Here is a 19,409-nt window from a genome sequence, read left to right as displayed (position 1 = left end):
TTACATTCCAGGGATACGGAACTGCTCATAGGGGTATTAAAAAAACTACAACACCTTGGCAATACCGTAGTGGTGGTTGAGCACGACGAGGATATCATCAGGGCCTGTGATGAAATAATTGATATCGGACCAGGGGCTGGCCAACATGGCGGAGAAGTGGTTTTTCAGGGAGAATTTTCAAAGCTAAAATCGGTCCCTGAAAGTCTCACCACCCAATACCTGACCGGTACGGCAGCTATTCCGGTGACTAAAAGCAGGCGATCGCACTCCTCTTACATTGAGGTAACTGGCGTTAAAGAAAACAATTTAAAAAATGTGACTGTTCGGTTTCCGCTGAACATCCTGACGGTGATAACGGGTGTCAGCGGGTCAGGGAAATCATCGTTGGTTAAAAAAGTACTGTACCCTGCCTTAAAAAAGTTAAAGGGAGCTTTGCCGATAAAACAGGTAGTTTTGACTTGTTACGAGGCGACCTGGACGTGATAAAGGATGTAGAGTTTATTGACCAAAATCCAATAGGAAAGTCATCCCGTTCAAACCCGGCCACCTACCTTAAAGCCTGGGATGAAGTCAGAAAACTCATGTCCGATGAAAAGCAGGCCAAACTGGAAGGCTTCAAACCGGCCCACTTCTCCTTCAATGTGGATGGTGGTCGCTGCGACGAATGTCAGGGAGAAGGTTCCATAAAAGTGGAGATGCAATTCATGGCAGATTTGGTATTGACCTGTGAGAGTTGCCATGGAAAACGCTTCAAAAATGAAGTTTTAGATATCAGACACCGCCATAAAAATGTTTTTGAGATTCTTGAAATGACCATTGAAGAAGCGATCAACTTCTTCTCGGAAAGTGAATCAACAACGGCCAAACGCATAGTTAACAAACTAAAACCATTGGCAGATGTTGGTTTGGGATATGTTCATATGGGGCAATCTTCCAGCACACTGAGTGGAGGGGAGAGTCAGCGGGTTAAACTGGCCTCATTTCTAGCTTTAGAAAAGAGCGAACCCACCTTGTTTATTTTTGATGAACCTACAACCGGCCTGCACTTTCACGATATAAATAAACTGTTAAAGGCTTTCAATGCATTGATTGACAAAGGACATTCCATAATAGTAGTGGAGCATAATATGGAAATTATAAAATCGGCAGATCACCTGATTGACCTTGGACCGGAAGGAGGCAATGAGGGCGGTTATTTGGTATTTGAAGGCACACCTGAAAAGTTGATCAAAGAACCCAAATCCTATACCGGGAAATATCTGATGCCTTATTTATCTTAAAAAGGTAAATGCCTTCTCAACAGAAGAAAGCTATCCCTTCGGCATGGAGTTGTATGTGAATCTAATTACGGCGCCCGGTAGATTCTACCCCGAATAAAATGGCAATACATCCGCCTGTTATCTGGGTTCCCTCCTCACTATCAGGGATCTTTAAATAGACAATCAGGGTTCCGGTAGTCTCTGCCTTAAAGTCCCAAACCTGGGCAAAATCATGATTGGCATTGTCAAAAATCACATTACGCTGATCATCCAATAGGCGAATATGTATTTGAGGTAAACTCTCTACACCCGAGACAACTAAGCGATACTCTTCATCTTGGAAAAAGGTTTTATAAAGCTCTGCACTTTCTCCCTCCTCCATATAAGTAGCATTGTAGTTTCCGTCATGAATATAGTCTTCCAAAAGAGGTTTAGCAATATTCCGGGCAAAACTGATACATTGCCCGGAAACACTTCCCATCATCAAAAACAAAAAAAGGAAAAACAATATCAAACGGAAAGGAACAATTAACTTCATCTAGTTATGATTATATTACTCAGGAGACAAATTCGGCTCTAATTTCACTCACTTTTTTCACTAATCTTTCAAAGGTATCTTGAGTTATAAAGGTTTCCGCTTCTGACCGTAAAATAGTCATTTTTTGTTCGGGATGCGTTTCTGCTTCCACGTCAGAAGTTGTCACAATTTTAATTTCATCAAAAATGGCCTTCAATTCATTTAACCGCTCCATTAAAAAACTGATATCTGCATTGCTTTTGTGCGACTCCATTAAATTAATGACCGTTTGCAAAGCCAGCTTTTGATAAACAATCCGGTCAATCAATTTAGGATTTGTTTCCATTGAGCCTTCCGTTAACTGAGTCGCAATATAGAGGCCTTCCATCCAGCCGCCAACCAAAACCATCACAGCAATGGCCGGCCGGTCCTGCTCGGTCAAATAGGCATTGGAATTCATGAATGTCTCTGAAATAATATCCATAACCACTTCGCGGTTGTTCATATTCTGTTCCAGTCGTCGGATCGTTTCTTCATCAATGGCCTCCATTATACCCAAACGCTCGGCCAATTGACGAGCACCTCCCATATAGTTAATGGTGCTTTGGGTTTGATCAAACAAACTGGAGTAACTCATATCAGCACTGTAGACACCAAGATTCAATGCCATTTTCATATTGGTGTTGTACCTTGAGCCATTGGCCAAATCATTTAATAACCCCGGATTATAATTGGCTCCCGACCGCTTAATGAGCATGGCTGTTTCAAGTGGAGAGGGCAAGGAATAGAATATCAGTTTCGATTTATTAAAATCCTCCAGTAGTTGATCGTCGATGGTAACCGACCGGACAATCTCATCCTCCGCAGACTTTTCACTCTTTTGTTGTTGACAGGTGCAGCCAAAAGAGAAGATAAAAACCAATACAGGTAATAATAGCAAAGAGGACTTTTGGGTAATTTGTTTCATAATCAGGCTAATTAAAGAAAGGCAATGATCTCAAAAGTAATCATATCTTTTATAATACTTTCACAAGACCAACAAAATTCATAAAAAAAAATCAAAAGGACAAATTTATCCTTCCGGATAATGGTCTGTTAAGAAAAAAAGCCGGCCAAAGCCGGCTTTAAATCTTTTATTATTCAAACTTTGAAAAATATTTCATAAACTGGGCCCGCTCATACACAGCAGGATTCTTCATTTTACCATAACTCATTTGCCCTCTGAACTGGTCTATGTTCTCAAATTTCTGTTCCTTCATCCATGATTCCAGCTTTTCAAGCATACGGGTTACAATTTCCGGTCCCTGCTTGTAAACAGCAGAACAAACCTGCACCGCACGGGCTCCCGCCAGTAATTGCTTAATAACGGCATCGCCATCATGCACACCGGTGGAAGCAGCCACATCAATATTGTTGATCTTATCACTGACGATGGCCACCCATCTTAATGACCGTCTTATGTCAGCGGGAGAACTAAATACCTCGGCAGCTGTCAGCGTCATGTTGTTGATATCAATATCCGGTTCATAAAAACGGTTGAACAACACCACTCCTTTGGCACCTGATACGGAAAGTTTATCCACGACTGCCACCAAGTTTGAAAAATAGAGTCCCAATTTCATGGCAATAGGGATAGAAATCACCTGACTCACTGTTTTGGCTATTTTATAGTACATCTCTTCATAATCTGAAGGGTTGCTGTTTTTGTCGGAATTGACCACAAAAAGATTCAATTCCAAAGCATCAGCACCAGCCTTTTCAATCTGTTGAGCAAAATCAATCCACTCATCTGAAGAATAGCAATTAATACTGGCAATGACCGGAATATCAACGGCGGCTTTAGCTTCTTTAATTAAATCCAGATACTCGGTAACGGAGTTATTTCTCGAATAGGCTTTTATATAGTCCATGGCTTCCGGATAATCCATCCCTGCCCCTTGATAGATGGTCCGATCGACATCATGATTGATCTGTTCTTCGAACAATGATTTAAGAACTACAGCTCCGGCTCCGGCCTGATGAAGTTTCCTGATTTTCTCAACGCTATTGGTAAGCCCCGAACTTCCAACAATAATGGGGTTTTTCAATTTCAATCCCAAATAAGTGGTTTCCAGATTCGTCATATTCTTAGTTTTATTTGTGTCAACAGTTCGTTATATGGTTCCAATTTTCATTTACCCTGACCAGAAAGGTAGTCGCGCTCACCAAATAAAGCACTACCCACTCTGACCATGGTAGACCCCTCTTCTATGGCCACCTGATAATCATCCGACATCCCCATGCTCAGTTCTTTGAAATATGGGGTGTTTAGAAACCAGGTTTGTTTCAACTCTTCAAAAATAGTTTTTAATATTTTAAATTCCCGTCGAACCTGATTCTTGTCCTCGGTAAAGGTGGCCATTCCCATCAATCCCCTGATCTCAATATTTTCAAATTCTTTTAACGGATGGGTCTCAAAAAGGGCTCTTATTTCATCCGGTGAAAACCCAAACTTGGTTTGCTCTTCAGCAATATGGATTTGTAAAAGGCAAGGAATAACCCGGTGATTTTTTTTCCCTTCTTTATCAATGGTTTTAAGCAACTTTAAAGAATCTACTCCATGAATAAGCCCGACAAAAGGAGCTATTAGCTTGACCTTATTTGACTGTAAATGTCCAATCATATGCCATACAATATCATCTGGCAAAGCCTCTTTTTTGGCGATGAGTTCCTGAACCTTGTTCTCTCCAAAGTGACGGTAACCATAATCATATGATGACTGTATCAATTCAACTGGATGTGTTTTGGTCACGGCAATTAATAGAACATTTCCAGGAATGTTTTGCTTGACACTTTCAAATCTCTCAGTTATTGACATAATTCATTCAAATAAAAAATAAATATTTTTCAGCGTACTATTTGCCTGACAAGTTCTCCGTGCAAATTTATTGATTCTGGCCGAAATATACGAAAAAAGCGTGTTATCCCTATCCACACTGCCTCGGTTAGTCATGCAAAAAGCCGGCTTTGCCGACTTTTTGTATGACTAATTTCAAAAAATTAAAAAAACTGAATTAATCCAACTCGTGTATCACCAAACCAGACCGCAACTTAGGTTCAAACCAGGTGGTTTTTGGCGGCATAATATTCCCTGTATCGGCTATGTCAATGAGTTGTTGCATGGAAACCGGATATAGTGCAAAAGCAGCTTTCATTTCCCCGGAATCAACCCTTCTTTTTAATTCGTCCAAACCCCTTATACCTCCAATAAAATCAATTCGTTTAGAGGTTCTTAGATCTTTAATGTTCAATATCTTATCCAACACACAGTTGGATAAAACAGTGACATCCAGCACGCCAATTGGGTCGTTGTCATTATAGGTGTCTTTTCGGGCAACCAATTTGTACCATTTCCCCGAGAGATAGAGACTAAATTCATGCAATTGGGAAGGCCTGTAGGCATCCTCCCCAAGGGTGTCACCTCAAAACTTCGCCCCAGAGCAATCAGGAAATCAGAGTCGCTTAAACCATTCAAGTCTTTGACTACCCTGTTATAATCAATTATTGACAATTGGTTATCCGGAAAATGTACAGCCATAAAATAGTTGTAGGCCTCCTCGCCGGTATGACCAGGATTCCCTACTTTTCGCTCTTCACCAATGCGGGCAGCAGCAGCGGTACGGTGGTGACCATCTGCCACATAGGTACAGGGCACCTTGTCGGCAAACAGTTGTTCCAAACGTGAATTGGTGCCGGCATCCCATATAACCCAAAATTGATGACGAAATCCATCCTCACTGACAAAATCATACTCAGCATCCTGGCTCTCAACAATCCCTTCCACCATTTGATCTATCTCGGGAACCGCCTTATAACTAAAAAAGACGGGCTCCAAATTGGCATCATTAATACGGATATGTGCCATTCGGTCCTCCTCCTTCTCGGGTCTGGTTAATTCATGCTTTTTAATCACACCATTAAAATAATCCTGACAGGCGGCACAACCCACAATCCCATATTGCGTCCGCCCATCCATGGTTTGTGCATAAATATAGAAGCGATCCTCCTCGTCAGGTGCCAACCAACCTTTTTCTTTAAAAGACCTGAAGTTCTCAACAGATTTATCATACACTTCTTGTGAATGAACATCCACATCACTTTTACAATCAATTTCAGAACGGGTAATGTGCAACAATGATTGCGGTTTTCCCACTGCCATTTGGGCAGCTTCCTCACTGTTCATCACATCATAGGGTAAACAGGATAAATCCTTTGCAATTTCTTTGGGAGGACGAAGACCTCTGAAAGGTTTAACTATAGCCATATAATTTGGGTTGTTTCATTTTTTGATCCAAAAAGGATGAGATAATACCGGGGCAATCGTTATCGATTGACCCGATGGGTTTCGTCCCCAGTCAAAAAGTAGCTAACAATCTGACGAGCAGCTGCCATTCCTGCATTCACATTGGCCTCCTCGGTTTGAGCACCCATTTTCTTAGGTGTAAAGAAAAAGCGATCGGGAAACTTTTCGGCAATAACCTGGGCATTTGAAGGGGCAATGTCCGACAGGTACATGAAGTCAGGACGCTCTTCCATTACTTCAAGCAACTCATCCTCAGCAATAACCTCCTTACGGGCTGTATTGATCAATACGGCACCTTGTGGCATCATAGAAAGCAAAGCCTTGTTAATGGAATTTTTGGTTATATCATTGGCCGGAATATGCAAGGATACAAATTCGCAGGTCCTGTAAAGTTCCTCAACCGAAGAAAGGGGTTCAACACCATGCGCCTGCATACGATCAGCACCTACATAGGGATCATATCCATATACCTTCATACCGAAACCTTCGGCAATTTTTCCCACATAGTAACCAACGTTACCATAGGCATGAATGCCCAATGATTTTCCGCGTAATTCCGTGCCTGATGCACCGCTGAACTGTTTACGGATACCATAAATCATCATGCCAAATACCAGCTCTGCAACGGCATTGGAATTTTGTCCCGGCGTATTCATAGCCACTACACCCTTCTCATTACAGGCATCCAAATCCAGATTATCGTAACCTGCTCCTGCCCTGACTACAATTTTTAAATCCTTGGCGGCTTCCAACACTTTGGAAGTAACCTTATCAGACCGAACAATAAGGGCTTCTGCATGAGCAACAGCATCCAGCAATTCAGCTTCTGAGGTGTATTTTTCCAGAAGTTCAAGTTTATAACCCGCTTCTTCAACAATGATCCTAATCTCATCTACTGCTACTTGTGAAAAGGGTTTTTCAGTAGCTACCAAAACTTTCTTCATATTTTATTTCAGTTTATTGTTATTAATTGTGAAACCGGCCATTCCAATCTCGAAAAATAGAAAAAGGGAGGTTGTGAATTGCTTCCCCACTCGCTCCCTTTCTTGTTTCAAATATAAACTTTTAATGCTTTTTCTCAAACTCCTGCATGGCATCAATCAATGCTTTTACACTTTCTTCAGGCAAGGCATTGTAACATGAAGCTCTAAATCCACCCACCGAGCGGTGGCCTTTTATACCTATCATCCTAATGATATCGCATACTCCCTAAAAGCTGTTTCCAGTTCCTTATATTCCTCATTCATCACAAAACAGATATTCATTACGGAGCGATCTTCTTCATGCTTAACAGTAGCTTTAAATAATTTATTCCTTTCAATTTCGGAGTAAAGCATATTCGCCTTTCGAATATTGCGTTTTTCCATAGCAGCAACACCCCCCTGATCTTTCAGCCATATAAGGGTCTGCAAGGCTGAAAACACAGGCAAGACAGGTGGTGTGTTAAACATGGAATCGTTATCAATATGTGTTTTATAATTCAGCATAGTAGGAATAGGCCGGTCTGTTTTGCCAAGGATATCTTCCTTAACAATGGCAAAAGCAACCCCTGAAGGTGCCAGGTTTTTCTGAGCACCACCATAAATAATTCCATATTTAGAAACATCAATGGGGCGGGAAAAAATATCCGATGACATATCAGCCACCAAAGGCACATTCACGTCCAAATCTTCACGAATCTCAGTGCCGAAAATGGTATTATTGGTGGTAATATGAAAGTAATCTGCATCTGCAGGAATGGTATAGCCTTTGGGGATATAGGAGTAATTCTCATCTTTAGAGGATCCTACTTCAACAACATCTCCAAAAAATTTGGCCTCTTTAATGGCCTTGGAAGCCCATGTTCCGGTATTTAAATAGGCCGCCTTTTTATTAAGCAAATTGTACGGAACCATGCAAAATTGCATACTGGCACCACCGCCTAAAAATACAACCTGATATCCAGAAGGAATATCCAGCAACTCTTTAAACAATGTAGTGGCCTGATCCATAACAGCCATGAATTCCTTATCACGATGTGATACTTCCATAACTGATAAGCCGGTTCCGGCAAAATTAACAACTGCTTCAGCTGTATTTTTAATGGTAAAATCGGGAAGAATTGATGGCCCGGCGGAAAAATTGTGCTTCTTCATGAGAATTTATTTGTTTGCTGTTTTTCGAATTATGCTCAGAACATCCCATTGGCAATTTCCTGCTTTTTTCATTTAAATTCAAGCCATTATAAAACCTTTATAAAGACCTGCGAATGATTAAAAAAAGAAAGCAGACTCCAAATGGGTCGTTGAATGCACAAAATTAAAAGAAAAATAGATATTTCTGATTACAAACTGACATAAATTATGTGGTTAATAAAATAAAAAGTTAAAAACGGTTTTTTAAAAATGCCAAAACTAACTTGCATCAAATAAATGGCGGCCTCACAATTTGAGCCCTTATATCCTTATTACGAATACGAATAAAAATTTCTGAACCCGACTTCCAATGGTTTTCAGACACATAACCGAGTCCAATGCCTCTCTTTAGCACGGGTGACATGGTTCCTGAAGTGACCTTGCCAATAGTATGCCCATTGGCATCCACTATATCGTACCCATTTCTGGGAATCCCCTTTTCCTGCAAAACAAAACCTTTCAATTGTCGCTCAACACCAGCCTGCTTCTGATTCCACAACCTTTCTTTATCAATGAAAACCTTATTATCCTTAAAGGATGTGATCCATCCCAGACCAGCTTCTATGGGAGAAGTGCTTTCATCGATATCGTTGCCATACAGGCAAAACCCCATCTCTAAGCGCAAGGTATCTCTGGCCCCCAAACCGGCAGGTATTAATCCGTCCGAACGACCGGCCTCCAATATTTTACGCCATAAAACCGGTGCATCCTCGTTATTTACATACAACTCAAATCCGCCCGCACCGGTATAACCCGTATGTGAAATCATCACCTGATCTATCCCTGCCAGCGTCCCGGTGACAAAACTGAAGGAAGGTATATCCGCAAGAATAACGGGTGTCAGGTTTTGTAGAATGGCCGCTGCATAAGGTCCCTGAACGGCCAATAAAGACATCCGGTCACTGGCATTTTCCAATTCTGCACCTTCGTCATTATTTTGGACGCACCAATCCCAATCTTTTTTTATGTTTCCAGCATTTACTACCAGTAAATACTTCTCCTCACTGTACTGATAGACCAGTAAATCATCCACAATGCCACCTTTTCCATTTGGAAAACATGAATATTGTGCCTTTCCCGGGCTTAATTTTGCCACATTGTTGCTGGTAATTTTTTGCAAAAAGGCAAAGGCTCCCGGACCTTTTACCCAGAACTCACCCATATGGGACACATCAAACATCCCCGCCGAATGGCGCACGGCCATGTGCTCGGCTGTAATTCCAGAATATTCAACGGGCATCAGAAACCCGGAATAGGAAACCATTTTTGCCCCCAGCGACAAATGCTCCTCGTAAAGTCTTGTTTTTTGCATAGGTATGATCGTATCCAGATGAAATTGTTTCACTTTTAATTCAAAAGCATTCACACAAAAAGTTTTCTATTTGTAAATTTAAGAAAATAAATGGCGCATTTAGCTGTTATTTGTTATGAATAGCCAATGATTATATTATTTTTGTTTAATCAATCAAAATACCGGAAACCATCTTTTTCTGAAAAATGATGTGAAAAGTATTAGATTTGCATTAATTTTACATCCAGTAAACAAAAGCCAATAGTATGTTATCAAGTCATCAGGAAATAGATCTCTCCTATTTGGAAAGCATTGCCGATGGAGACCAGGGCATCATTAATGAATTGATTACCATATTCCTGGACCAGGTTTCTGAATTTACCGAAGGATTTAAACTTTACTATAGTCAAAAAGATTGGAAAAGATTGGCCGCTTTGGCGCACAAAGCCAAATCATCCGTATTATCCATGGGAATGAATGAATTGGGCAATATTGATTTAAAGAACCTTGAGTTAATCGCCAAAACCTTTAGATTAAAAGAGCTGGAAAAGTCCGGCAGCCTTGATATTAATAAAGAGGAAGAACTGAATGCCCTTCAGAGAAATCTCAACAACTATCCGGATGAAAAACAGATGTGGTTAAGAGAAAACAGCACTCAGGAAACCATGGAATTGATCATAGAAAAATTCATAAATGCTTGCAATGTTGCCTGTGTTGAACTTAAGACAGTACTAGAAAATTAATTGCCATGTTGAAAACAGAAAAAATAGAAGATAACCGTTATTTGACAACGATTGAGGGGACTGACAGACTTAATGCATCCATCGCAGCGGTTGTTAAAGATGAATTAGCTGAACAATTGGTCAAAAGTGGATACAACCTTACCCTTTGTCTTCAAAACATCCGATTCATTGACAGTACTGGTATTGGGGTTCTGATTTCAGCCCTTAAAACCGCTCGCGAAAACAAAGGCGCTTTTGTTTTGCAGAATGTCAATAAAGATGTTTACAGTCTGCTTACTTTGATGAAGCTGGATAAAGTTTTTGATTTCAAAATGGATTAATGATCACTGACTTTGGTGGCATTTGATGATTTGGAAAATGGCTGAGCCATTTTCTGATGTTTTTTTTTGTTACCAGTAGTTATAGCCCTCCCAAAAATTGGGGCTTTCTTTTTGTCAATTATTTCAACAAAATTTTGATACCTGTTAATCATTAAGCTGCCCCTTAAGGCAGCCTTAAATTTAGTTACTAAAAGTCAATTGATCCGCTTCTACATCTACCATAATGGCTTGATCATTGGAAACTTTTTCAGACAAAATCAGTTCTGACAGGTGATTCAGGACATACCTTTGAATGGCCCTTTTAATGGGACGAGCACCATAGGCCGGGTCAAACCCTGCTGAAGCCAGCCAATCGATGGCATCATCTGTTATTTTCAATTCTAAGCCCTGATCTGACAGCATTCTGGCAATACCGTTAAACTGTAAGCGCACGACCTCTCGTATTTCGTTTTTACTCAAAGGCGTAAAAATAATAATTTCATCGATCCTATTTATGAATTCTGGCCTTATCGACTGCTTTAACAGTACCATTACCTGCTCACGGGCTTCCGGCTTATTTCTGTATTTCCATCAATGGCCGATTCAATATTTTGCTGTAAAATGGAAGAACCCAGATTTGAAGTCATGATGATAATGGTGTTTTTAAAATCCACCAATCGACCTTTGTTATCAGTCAGGCGACCATCATCCAGCACTTGAAGCAAAATATTAAACACATCGGGGTGTGCCTTTTCAATTTCATCGAGAAGCACAACGGAGTAAGGTTTTCTTCGAACAGCCTCCGTTAACTGTCCGCCCTCATCATAGCCCACATAGCCGGGAGGTGCCCCTACTAAGCGGGATACCGAGTGTCGCTCCTGGTATTCGGACATATCAATCCGGGTCATCAGATTTTCATCATCAAACAGAAACCCGGCCAGGGCCTTTGCCAATTCTGTTTTTCCGACACCCGTAGAGCCCAGAAAAATAAACGAACCAATGGGTCTTCTGACATCCTGTAATCCGGCCCTGCTCCTTCTGATCGCATTGGCCACAGCAGAAATTGCTTCATCCTGACCAACGACTCTGTTATGCAACTCACCTTCTATCGACAATAATTTCTGGCGTTCACTTCTCAACATCCTGTTGACCGGTATGCCTGTCCACTTGCTCACCACCTGTGCCACATCTTCCGCATCAACTTCCTCCTTAATCATGGGCTGGTCTGATTGCTTTTGCTGTAACTTAACCTTTAAGGCTTCAATCGATTGTTCGGCATTTTTTATTTTCCCGTAACGTAATTCAGCTACTTTTTCATACAAACCTTCGCGTTCCGCTTTATCTGCCTCAAATTTAAAGGTTTCAATATCAGATTTTTGCCTTTGAATCTCCTCAATAATGGATCTTTCTTCCTCCCATTTCGACCGCATAACAGACCGTTGGTCTTTGAGTTCAGCAATTTCGCGCGATAAAGTAGAGAGTTTAAGTTTATCCCCCTCGCGTTTAATAGCTTCCCGCTCAATTTCCAACTGCTTAATGCGTCGTTCAATTTCATCAATTTCTTCCGGTACAGAATTCATCTCCAACCTTAACCTCGATGCGGCTTCATCAATTAAATCAATCGCCTTATCCGGCAAAAAGCGATCGGAGATATATCTTTTGGATAATTCAACAGCAGAAATAATGGCCTCATCCCGGATACGAACTTTGTGATGCGATTCATACCTTTCTTTTAACCCCCTCAGAATGGATATGGAGGATACGATATCGGGTTCATCCACCATCACTAACTGAAAGCGACGTTCCAAAGCTTTATCCTTCTCAAAAAACTTTTGATACTCATTCAAGGTGGTAGCCCCAATGGCCCTTAATTCTCCTCTGGCAAGAGCCGGCTTTAATATGTTGGCAGCATCCATAGCTCCTTCCCCCTTTCCAGCTCCAACCAGGGTATGAATTTCATCAATAAATAGAACAATTTCGCCATCACTCCCAATAACTTCCTTAACAACAGCCTTTAAGCGCTCCTCAAATTCTCCTTTATATTTGGCCCCTGCAATCAGGGCGCCCATATCCAAAGAAAAAATCTGTTTGCTCTTTAAGTTCTCCGGGACATCCCCATTAATAATCCTGTGGGCCAAACCTTCGGCAATGGCCGTTTTTCCAACACCAGGCTCACCAATCAATATGGGATTATTTTTTGTTCTGCGAGATAAAATTTGCAGTATGCGCCGGATCTCCTCATCACGGCCAATAACAGGATCGAGTTTGCCTGACCTGGCTCTATCATTCAAATTGATGGCAAATCGACTGAGGGCATTATAGCTATCCTCGGCTGTCTGACTGTCCACCTTACTCCCTTTACGTAACTCCATAACAGCATGAAGCATTCCAGACTCCGAAGCACCTGCATCTTTAAGCATTTTAGCGACTTCATCCCGTCCCGCCAAAACACCAATCAAAAGATGCTCAATGGAAGCAAAACTGTCTCCCATCTCTTTGGCTTTTGACAAAGCCTTTTGAAGGGCATCATTGGCAGCACGTCCCAAATAAGGTTCTCCTCCGCTCACCTTAGGATAGGATTCGACTATTTTATCAAGTACCGGCAGAACATTGCCAATGCCCAACTTATTAAAGATAAAGCGGGTTAAGCCCTCTTCGACCTGCACCACTCCTTTCAAAAGATGCCCAGGTTCGATGGCTTGATTATTTAGTCCGGAAGCCACCTGAAAGGCTTGCTGAACCGCCTCTTGTGCCTTTATGGTAAATTGATTCAAATTCATGGTAAAAATTATTAGATGTTTAGATCATCCATACTTCAAATTGACTGCCATGCTTAAAATACCGTCAATTTGACAGAAAGCCGATCCAATCACGCGCCAAAGTGACACTTTATATCGGAAGGGGATCATCAAAATCCTTCAAAACCATAAAGCAGTCAAAAGTCATCGGTTTAACTTTAACGGATAAAAGCGGCTTTTTAGAAAAAAAATGCCTTCTCATGTTTATATTGTGAACGGTTTTGAATAACTTTGGTGAAGCGGGTTTTACCAGTTAAGCAGCAAACCCAAACCTATGAATTAAACAAATTTTTGACAGATGAACAAAAAAGGTATCATTCTATCGGCATTATTCTGTATTAGCTTTTTTATGCCATCCGGAATAAACTCTCAGGAAGAACAATTAGTCAACGATTGTTTGACATCTTTAAAATCACCCTTTGTAGCAGGAGATCGTTCACAAAAAGCCTTTTTAACAGGAGAGGAGATTGCTGAATTTAGAACAACATTATTTAATGGTAATACTTACCGCATTGTTTTATGTAGCCACCAGGAGGGACTCATCGAATTTTCCTTGTATGACACCAACCGAAACCTGCTATATACCAGTTCCGAATATGGCGCTTCCGGTTCATGGGATTTTAAAATGGAGGGCTCCATGGAGTGCATTATAGAAGCCCGGTTAAACAATGAAATAGCAGAATCCGGCATGGCTATGCTTTTAATTGGTTTTAAAAGCAGTGATAGCAAATAGACACCAATTAGGCAATTCTATTTCGCCCACCAAAACGGCCCCAAAAAGATGAGTGAAGAGATCCTTAAAGCACTAATGCAGCTTTTTGCTTTGGTATCATCACCAAATCAGAATGAAGAGAATCGGAGAAATGTGGTCCGAAATTACCTTTCGCTACAGCTCAATTCGCAACGGGTGGATGAGCATTTGTCTTTATTCGATCTATATATTCATGAGCAGGAAATAAAGCTACGGGAAACTTCAAAACTTAAAAAGCGTTATGCAGCCAGCAGCGTAAAAATTCTCAGAATAGCAACGGCCATCAATGAGGAACTCACCCATTACCAAAAACTGATTGTTATTATTCAGTTACTCGAGTTCCTGAATTCAGGTAGCCGGGGAATTTCCGCCATTGAAATTGAGTTTGCCAATACCATTGCCGAGACCTTTAACATCAACAGTAAAGAGTATCTTGAAATCTATGCTTTTATTACTGACAATTTCAAAAACCAGTCGCCCGGCAATAACCTATTGATAATAAGCGGAGATAAAGAACATAAGAAGAAACAGGGTTACCTTTATCGAGAGCATTTACAGAACGAACTCCGCATACTTAACATTCATTCGGGCAACGTCATGTTGCTTAAATCAAAAAAATCAAGCGATTTAACCATTAATGGACAAATTATTCAGCCTGGCAAAATTCACTTCATGCGGCCGGGAAGTTCATTGAGACATCGTCGCTCTACCCCCATCACCTACACCACCATTGCCAGCCAGTTTTATAAGAGTCAGCAAAAAGAACCCATTCATTTTCAAGCGAAAGATATTTCTTTCAATTATGCCAAAAGTGCCGTGGGACTTCACCCCATGAATTTCTCTTCCGGTTCTGGTAGCCTGGTGGGTATTATGGGGGATTCGGGAGCTGGAAAGACTACCCTGATTAACCTTTTAACAGGTATTTTAAAGCCCAAATCGGGCTCAATTACCATCAATGGCGCAAACATCCACAACAATCCACAGAAAGTAAAGGGTCTGATAGGCTATGTTTCGCAAGATGATTTACTCATAGAGGACTTAACCGTCTATCAAAATCTATATTATAACGCAACGCTCTGCTTTGATCATATTTCTAAGTCCAACATTAAACGAAAAGTTCTCTCTTTGTTAAAAGCCTTAGGTTTATATGATATAAAAGATATGAAAGTGGGTAATCCACTGAATAAGAAAATCAGCGGAGGACAGCGCAAACGCCTCAACATAGCCCTGGAACTCATCAGGGAACCAGCCGTCATGTTTATGGATGAGCCTACCTCTGGTCTATCGTCCAGAGACTCGGAAAACATCATGGATTTATTGAAAGAATTAGCGCTAAAGGGCAAACTCATCTTTGTAGTGATCCACCAGCCATCGTCCGATATTTTTAAAATGTTTGACCAACTCTTGGTACTTGATACGGGTGGCTACCTTATTTATGATGGCGATGCCGTTGAAGCATTAACCATTTCAAAAACTGTGTCAATTATATCAATAGAGAGGAAAGTGAATGCCCGGTATGTGGCAACGTAAGCCCGGAACAAATCCTGACCATTGTAGGCAGTAATATGCTGGATGAGTATGGAAACCCCACCGGGGAAAGAAGAATTAATGCCAGGGAATGGTATGAAATGTTTCATCAATCGCCCAAACCAGAGCGCGTAGAGCAAAAATTCCTTCCCGATCAGTTGCCCGAGATAAATTTCCAGATTCCGGGTAAGCTTAAACAAGCTTACATCTTCATTAAAAGAGACGTTCACGCCAAGCTGTCGAATGCCCAATACTTGATCATCAACCTGTTAGAATCACCACTACTGGCCTTTATTTTAGCCTCCCTGATTTTGTATTTTGAAACAGGCGCAGGAGGCTCAGATGGGTACGTTTTCAGTCAAAATCCCAATCTCACTATTTACATCATCATATCTGTCATCATTGCCATTTTCATAGGTCTTTCAGTGAGTGCTGAAGAAATAATCAATGATCGTAAAATATTAAAAAGAGAATCATTTCTGAATCTGAGTCGTTTGAGTTATTTAAGCTCCAAATTCATTCTTCTGGCTGTCATTTCTGCGGTACAAACAGCCCTGTTTGTTTTGGTAGGAAATTCAATTATGGAGATTCAGGGTCTGGGATGGCATTATTGGTTAATACTTTTTTCATCTTCGGTATTTGCCAATCTTCTGGGTTTAAATATATCAGACAGTTTTAAAAAGACGGTAAATATTTATATCCTGATTCCATTTCTCATCATTCCTCAATTAATATTAAGTGGCGTTTTTGTCAATTTCGACCAATTGAATCCTAAGCTATCCTCCACTAAGGGTATTCCCTGGTATGGCGAACTAATTGCAGCCAGATGGGCCTTTGAAGCCATCGCGGTTGATCAGTTTACAAACAACGCCTACCAAAAGGAGTTTTATACTTTTGAGCGCATAAAAAGTCAAGCCACCTACATTAAAGACTATTGGGTTCCTGAGATGACCAACCAACTAAACAAACGAGAGCAAACAACCGATCCGGATGAGAAAAAAGACATTGACCAGCTTATTTTCAACGAATTGGTCAAATATAAAAAATACGCTTCAACAGAAACGCCCGTTGAAATACAAATGGATGCTCAAAGTTTTAAAAAACAAGATTTCAATGGATTACAAGACCATCTAAAGACCTTGAAAACCTTCTATATTAAACTCTTCAACAAAGCCGATGAGGCCATAGAAGCACGAAAAAAAGAGATGATGGCCGATAAAGGAGAAGCTTACCTAATGGAATTGAAAGAGACTTATTTCAATGAAAGCCTGGAACGATTTGTCCGTAGAAGTAATGATCTTTTTATTGACAGGCTTTTAGTTCTGGAGGATGAGCTGGTTCAAAAGTTCGATCCTATTTACATGATACCCAGTCATCCATTTATAAAGGCCCATTTTTTGGCACCTGTCAAAAACATAGGTCAGAAATCCTACAACACTTTCTTTGTTAACCTTATTATTATTTGGGTGCTAAATGCGCTACTATTTATACTCCTTTATATGGGTGCACTTAAGAAGTTTCTTACCATGCGCTATACCAATAAAAATTCTGATAATCAGATTTCCAGCAGCGATTGAATAGATGATTCGATTCTTTGAATAATCCTAATTAAACCCAATACCCATTTCATTTACTCCTCCATTTCAATCATGGTAAAAGGAATGTTGATGATGGACTGATAATCTTCACCTGCTTCAAACATATCTTCATCATCCTCCTCATAATACCAGTTAATTTGAACTTTGCTTCCTTTTTTATAAATAAGTTCCAATTTTTTAAATATATCCAGAATGCATTTTGACGAACTGGTATTAAAATATTCAAGCTGAACATTCACACTGGTAGAGTTTAAAGGACTAGTCCCATACTTATCCAACCAATCAATCAAAGGCTTATAAAATTCCACAGAGTTTTCAGGAATTGAACGCCCCTTAATTTCAATTAATCCTTTTTCACTATCTAATTTTACATAGGGAGTCTTTGGACTTCCTTCACGAATTATTGTTTCCATATCGGTAGTAAACCAAGTTATTTAGCTAATATAGACATCCATTGAGAAAAAAACATACTCATCATCATGCGGGTAAAGGGCATACTCTAATTTATTTCCTGTTTTACGAACAATATCCAACATGCCCAAACCACCACCACCTTTCAGGGTAATACCCTCATTACCAAGAATATCCCGATATATAGACCTTAGTTCTTCATCTGATAAAGAATTGACCTGATCAATTCGATCTCTAATAATGCTCACTTTTTCCAATCTAACAAAATTACCTGTAGATATACGGTAAAAAGAGCTATCCCGGGCAAGTATTATTACACCAAATTTTGGAACTAAATCTACACTGGCCGTTGCCGGTGGTGTATCAACGTGATGAAAAAGATTCTGAATACATTCCACAAAGACGTTGTAAACTTTCTTTCTGGTCTTATTCTTTTCATTCTTAAGGTTAAGACTTGATTCGATACCATCGAGAGCCTCAGTAATTTTATCGGCGCTTACCTCCCCCATATACCTGAGAATTACCTCCCCCTGCATCTTCTGTGAATACCATTTATCGATATCAAAGCCCATCTTTCCTGTTTATCATTACTATCACAAAGATAAAAATTTTATAGAATGACCTATCATTGTGGTCTACGAATATTACCCTTAATACGCAAATCACACCAAAAAGGAGGGCTATATTTGGCTAACGCAGCATTACAGACGATCAACATAGTATTTTAACGGATTAAATTAAATACCGTCCCCTCCCACAAAGCCACCAAACCTAAACTTTTCCTGAATCACCTTACTATTTGCGGCTACATCTGATGTTATCCAAACGTTTCCCCCTATTATGGAGTTGGCACCAATCGTGATTCGCCCCAAAATAGTAGCTTGGGCATAAATAATGACATTGTCCTCAACGATGGGATGACGGGCTATGCCTTTAATCGGATTGCCCTTGTCATCCAACGGAAAACTCTTGGCACCCAAAGTAACGCCCTGATAAATTTTCACATTGGTTCCGATTATGGAAGTAGCTCCAATCACCACTCCGGTTCCGTGATCAATGGTAAAACTATTACCAATCACGGCCCTTGGATGGATATCAATACCCGTTTCTGAATGGGCCATTTCAGCGATTATCCGGGGGATCAACGGGACTCCTAATTGAAGGAGAGCATGGGCAATACGATAATTGGTTATAGCTTTAATAGCCGGATAACAAAAAATCACCTCGGCCCTACTCTGTGCAGCGGGATCTCCCAAAAAGGCTGCTTCTACATCTGTCGAAAGTTGATAACGAATATCCGGTAATTGATCGATAAATTTTACCGCCAACTGAGCTGCTTTCTGTTTGGCTTCTATCATTTCAAACTTATCCGCATCCGAACATCCAAAGCACAAACCGGCATAAATTTGCTGCCTTAGTTTTTCATAAAGCAGCTCAACATTCACACCTATGTAATACTGAACACTTCCCGGACGGTGGGGGAATTGCCAAAGTACCCGGGAAAGATTATTTCCCGGATAAGATCAACAATTTCCTCCATAATATAAACAGAAGGCATCGGTTGATCCGGATAATGCCGATGACAAACAGATTGATACGATTTTTCCTGAGACAGGATATCAATTGTTCCTTTCAATCCTTTGGGATACTCTATATTGCTCATATAACACCATTTAAAATTTATTATGAATACTCTGCA

Annotated in this window: 23 protein-coding genes; 7 read left to right on the top strand and 16 right to left on the bottom strand. The window is 40.4% G+C overall.

What is annotated here, in order from left to right; all coding sequences use genetic code 11:
- The first annotated feature begins 72 nt into the window (after positions 1-72).
- Positions 73-483, top strand: a complete 411-nt coding sequence (locus JCM15548_RS22760) for a hypothetical protein (RefSeq protein ID WP_227625388.1) — start codon at positions 73-75, stop codon at positions 481-483.
- Complete coding sequence (locus JCM15548_RS22755; RefSeq protein WP_227625387.1) at positions 459-1,280, top strand: ATP-binding cassette domain-containing protein; 822 nt, start codon at positions 459-461, stop codon at positions 1,278-1,280. The genes JCM15548_RS22760 and JCM15548_RS22755 overlap by 25 nt, the downstream gene beginning before the upstream one ends.
- A 61-nt stretch (positions 1,281-1,341) precedes the next feature.
- Here JCM15548_RS22755 and JCM15548_RS03205 read toward each other — a convergent pair whose 3' ends face one another.
- The 10 genes from JCM15548_RS03205 to gcvT all read right to left on the bottom strand — a co-directional run bounded on the left by JCM15548_RS03205 (position 1,342) and on the right by gcvT (position 9,658).
- The gene (locus JCM15548_RS03205; protein WP_062122428.1) at positions 1,342-1,797 is read right to left on the bottom strand and encodes a hypothetical protein; all 456 of its coding nucleotides are present in this window, start codon (positions 1,795-1,797) and stop codon (positions 1,342-1,344) included.
- Positions 1,798-1,816: 19 nt separating this feature from the next.
- The gene (locus JCM15548_RS03200; protein ID WP_062122427.1) at positions 1,817-2,743 is read right to left on the bottom strand and encodes a hypothetical protein; all 927 of its coding nucleotides are present in this window, start codon (positions 2,741-2,743) and stop codon (positions 1,817-1,819) included.
- Positions 2,744-2,912: 169 nt separating this feature from the next.
- Positions 2,913-3,899, bottom strand: a complete 987-nt coding sequence (locus tag JCM15548_RS03195; protein WP_062122426.1) for a dihydroorotate dehydrogenase-like protein — start codon at positions 3,897-3,899, stop codon at positions 2,913-2,915.
- Positions 3,900-3,946: 47 nt separating this feature from the next.
- Positions 3,947-4,633, bottom strand: coding sequence for a YggS family pyridoxal phosphate-dependent enzyme (locus tag JCM15548_RS03190; RefSeq protein WP_062122425.1), 687 nt, complete (start codon positions 4,631-4,633; stop codon positions 3,947-3,949).
- Between the two features lie 196 nt (positions 4,634-4,829).
- Positions 4,830-4,970, bottom strand: coding sequence for a hypothetical protein (locus JCM15548_RS22750; protein WP_227625386.1), 141 nt, complete (start codon positions 4,968-4,970; stop codon positions 4,830-4,832).
- 92 nt (positions 4,971-5,062) lie between these two features.
- Complete coding sequence (locus JCM15548_RS03185; RefSeq protein ID WP_227625385.1) at positions 5,063-6,079, bottom strand: DUF1015 domain-containing protein; 1,017 nt, start codon at positions 6,077-6,079, stop codon at positions 5,063-5,065.
- A gap of 59 nt (positions 6,080-6,138) precedes the next feature.
- Positions 6,139-7,062: a 3-phosphoglycerate dehydrogenase gene (locus JCM15548_RS03180; protein ID WP_062122424.1), complete on the bottom strand. Its 924-nt coding sequence runs from the start codon at positions 7,060-7,062 to the stop codon at positions 6,139-6,141.
- 121 nt (positions 7,063-7,183) lie between these two features.
- Positions 7,184-7,306, bottom strand: coding sequence for a hypothetical protein (locus tag JCM15548_RS24970; protein ID WP_262486864.1), 123 nt, complete (start codon positions 7,304-7,306; stop codon positions 7,184-7,186).
- Complete coding sequence (serC, locus tag JCM15548_RS03175; RefSeq protein WP_227625384.1) at positions 7,303-8,253, bottom strand: 3-phosphoserine/phosphohydroxythreonine transaminase; 951 nt, start codon at positions 8,251-8,253, stop codon at positions 7,303-7,305. The genes JCM15548_RS24970 and serC overlap by 4 nt, the downstream gene beginning before the upstream one ends.
- A 268-nt stretch (positions 8,254-8,521) precedes the next feature.
- A complete protein-coding gene (gene gcvT / locus JCM15548_RS03170) occupies positions 8,522-9,658 on the bottom strand; it encodes a glycine cleavage system aminomethyltransferase GcvT (protein WP_227625383.1) in 1,137 nt (378 codons plus the stop codon).
- Between the two features lie 191 nt (positions 9,659-9,849).
- Between gcvT and JCM15548_RS03165 the strand changes: the two genes are divergently transcribed.
- A complete protein-coding gene (locus JCM15548_RS03165; protein ID WP_062122423.1) occupies positions 9,850-10,326 on the top strand; it encodes an Hpt domain-containing protein in 477 nt (158 codons plus the stop codon).
- Positions 10,327-10,331: 5 nt separating this feature from the next.
- The gene (locus JCM15548_RS03160; RefSeq protein WP_062122422.1) at positions 10,332-10,646 is read left to right on the top strand and encodes an STAS domain-containing protein; all 315 of its coding nucleotides are present in this window, start codon (positions 10,332-10,334) and stop codon (positions 10,644-10,646) included.
- A 180-nt stretch (positions 10,647-10,826) separates the two neighbouring features.
- Here JCM15548_RS03160 and JCM15548_RS26555 read toward each other — a convergent pair whose 3' ends face one another.
- Complete coding sequence (locus tag JCM15548_RS26555; protein ID WP_227625382.1) at positions 10,827-11,105, bottom strand: ClpB D2-like domain containing protein; 279 nt, start codon at positions 11,103-11,105, stop codon at positions 10,827-10,829.
- Positions 11,106-11,176: 71 nt separating this feature from the next.
- Positions 11,177-13,405 (bottom strand): ATP-dependent Clp protease ATP-binding subunit, encoded by a 2,229-nt coding sequence (locus JCM15548_RS03155; RefSeq protein ID WP_227625381.1) that lies wholly within the window; start codon positions 13,403-13,405, stop codon positions 11,177-11,179.
- Positions 13,406-13,721: 316 nt separating this feature from the next.
- On the opposite strand from JCM15548_RS03155, the gene JCM15548_RS03150 reads away from it, so the two are divergent.
- From JCM15548_RS03150 to JCM15548_RS22735, 3 genes are read left to right on the top strand one after another with little or no spacing between them, the layout of a single operon-like run.
- Complete coding sequence (locus JCM15548_RS03150) at positions 13,722-14,156, top strand: hypothetical protein (RefSeq protein WP_062122421.1); 435 nt, start codon at positions 13,722-13,724, stop codon at positions 14,154-14,156.
- Positions 14,157-14,204: 48 nt separating this feature from the next.
- Positions 14,205-15,704: an ATP-binding cassette domain-containing protein gene (locus JCM15548_RS22740; RefSeq protein WP_227625380.1), complete on the top strand. Its 1,500-nt coding sequence runs from the start codon at positions 14,205-14,207 to the stop codon at positions 15,702-15,704.
- 35 nt (positions 15,705-15,739) lie between these two features.
- Entirely contained in the window at positions 15,740-17,278 is a 1,539-nt protein-coding gene (locus JCM15548_RS22735) for an ABC transporter permease (RefSeq protein WP_227625379.1), read from the top strand.
- Positions 17,279-17,331: 53 nt separating this feature from the next.
- Here JCM15548_RS22735 and JCM15548_RS03140 read toward each other — a convergent pair whose 3' ends face one another.
- The 4 genes from JCM15548_RS03140 to JCM15548_RS22730 all read right to left on the bottom strand — a co-directional run bounded on the left by JCM15548_RS03140 (position 17,332) and on the right by JCM15548_RS22730 (position 19,373).
- Entirely contained in the window at positions 17,332-17,712 is a 381-nt protein-coding gene (locus tag JCM15548_RS03140) for a DUF1987 domain-containing protein (RefSeq protein WP_062122420.1), read from the bottom strand.
- Between the two features lie 21 nt (positions 17,713-17,733).
- Positions 17,734-18,282, bottom strand: a complete 549-nt coding sequence (locus JCM15548_RS03135) for a SiaB family protein kinase (RefSeq protein WP_062122419.1) — start codon at positions 18,280-18,282, stop codon at positions 17,734-17,736.
- 165 nt (positions 18,283-18,447) lie between these two features.
- A complete protein-coding gene (epsC, locus tag JCM15548_RS03130) occupies positions 18,448-19,155 on the bottom strand; it encodes a serine O-acetyltransferase EpsC (RefSeq protein ID WP_227625378.1) in 708 nt (235 codons plus the stop codon).
- Positions 19,156-19,157: 2 nt separating this feature from the next.
- Positions 19,158-19,373, bottom strand: coding sequence for a hypothetical protein (locus JCM15548_RS22730; protein ID WP_227625377.1), 216 nt, complete (start codon positions 19,371-19,373; stop codon positions 19,158-19,160).
- Positions 19,374-19,409 lie beyond the last annotated feature (36 nt).

The organism is Geofilum rubicundum JCM 15548, assembly GCF_000974365.1.
Classification (GTDB): Bacteria; Bacteroidota; Bacteroidia; order Bacteroidales; family Marinilabiliaceae; genus Geofilum; species Geofilum rubicundum.
Note: the sequence above shows the minus strand (reverse complement) of the source record. Positions and strands in the feature narration are given on the sequence as shown.

What these genes read in the sequence shown, in the direction of transcription:
- JCM15548_RS03205 (WP_062122428.1), bottom strand. Translation starts at nt 1,797, where the DNA reads ATGAAGTTAATTGTTCCTTTCCGTTTGATATTGTTTTTCCTTTTTTTG.
- JCM15548_RS03200 (WP_062122427.1), bottom strand. Translation starts at nt 2,743, where the DNA reads ATGAAACAAATTACCCAAAAGTCCTCTTTGCTATTATTACCTGTATTG.
- JCM15548_RS03195 (WP_062122426.1), bottom strand. Translation starts at nt 3,899, where the DNA reads ATGACGAATCTGGAAACCACTTATTTGGGATTGAAATTGAAAAACCCC.
- JCM15548_RS03190 (WP_062122425.1), bottom strand. Translation starts at nt 4,633, where the DNA reads ATGTCAATAACTGAGAGATTTGAAAGTGTCAAGCAAAACATTCCTGGA.
- JCM15548_RS22750 (WP_227625386.1), bottom strand. Translation starts at nt 4,970, where the DNA reads ATGAAAGCTGCTTTTGCACTATATCCGGTTTCCATGCAACAACTCATT.
- JCM15548_RS03185 (WP_227625385.1), bottom strand. Translation starts at nt 6,079, where the DNA reads ATGGCTATAGTTAAACCTTTCAGAGGTCTTCGTCCTCCCAAAGAAATT.
- JCM15548_RS03180 (WP_062122424.1), bottom strand. Translation starts at nt 7,062, where the DNA reads ATGAAGAAAGTTTTGGTAGCTACTGAAAAACCCTTTTCACAAGTAGCA.
- JCM15548_RS24970 (WP_262486864.1), bottom strand. Translation starts at nt 7,306, where the DNA reads ATGATAGGTATAAAAGGCCACCGCTCGGTGGGTGGATTTAGAGCTTCA.
- serC (WP_227625384.1), bottom strand. Translation starts at nt 8,253, where the DNA reads ATGAAGAAGCACAATTTTTCCGCCGGGCCATCAATTCTTCCCGATTTT.
- JCM15548_RS03165 (WP_062122423.1), top strand. Translation starts at nt 9,850, where the DNA reads ATGTTATCAAGTCATCAGGAAATAGATCTCTCCTATTTGGAAAGCATT.
- JCM15548_RS03160 (WP_062122422.1), top strand. Translation starts at nt 10,332, where the DNA reads ATGTTGAAAACAGAAAAAATAGAAGATAACCGTTATTTGACAACGATT.
- JCM15548_RS03155 (WP_227625381.1), bottom strand. Translation starts at nt 13,405, where the DNA reads ATGAATTTGAATCAATTTACCATAAAGGCACAAGAGGCGGTTCAGCAA.
- JCM15548_RS03150 (WP_062122421.1), top strand. Translation starts at nt 13,722, where the DNA reads ATGAACAAAAAAGGTATCATTCTATCGGCATTATTCTGTATTAGCTTT.
- JCM15548_RS22740 (WP_227625380.1), top strand. Translation starts at nt 14,205, where the DNA reads ATGAGTGAAGAGATCCTTAAAGCACTAATGCAGCTTTTTGCTTTGGTA.
- JCM15548_RS22735 (WP_227625379.1), top strand. Translation starts at nt 15,740, where the DNA reads ATGCTGGATGAGTATGGAAACCCCACCGGGGAAAGAAGAATTAATGCC.
- JCM15548_RS03140 (WP_062122420.1), bottom strand. Translation starts at nt 17,712, where the DNA reads ATGGAAACAATAATTCGTGAAGGAAGTCCAAAGACTCCCTATGTAAAA.
- JCM15548_RS03135 (WP_062122419.1), bottom strand. Translation starts at nt 18,282, where the DNA reads ATGGGCTTTGATATCGATAAATGGTATTCACAGAAGATGCAGGGGGAG.
- JCM15548_RS22730 (WP_227625377.1), bottom strand. Translation starts at nt 19,373, where the DNA reads ATGAGCAATATAGAGTATCCCAAAGGATTGAAAGGAACAATTGATATC.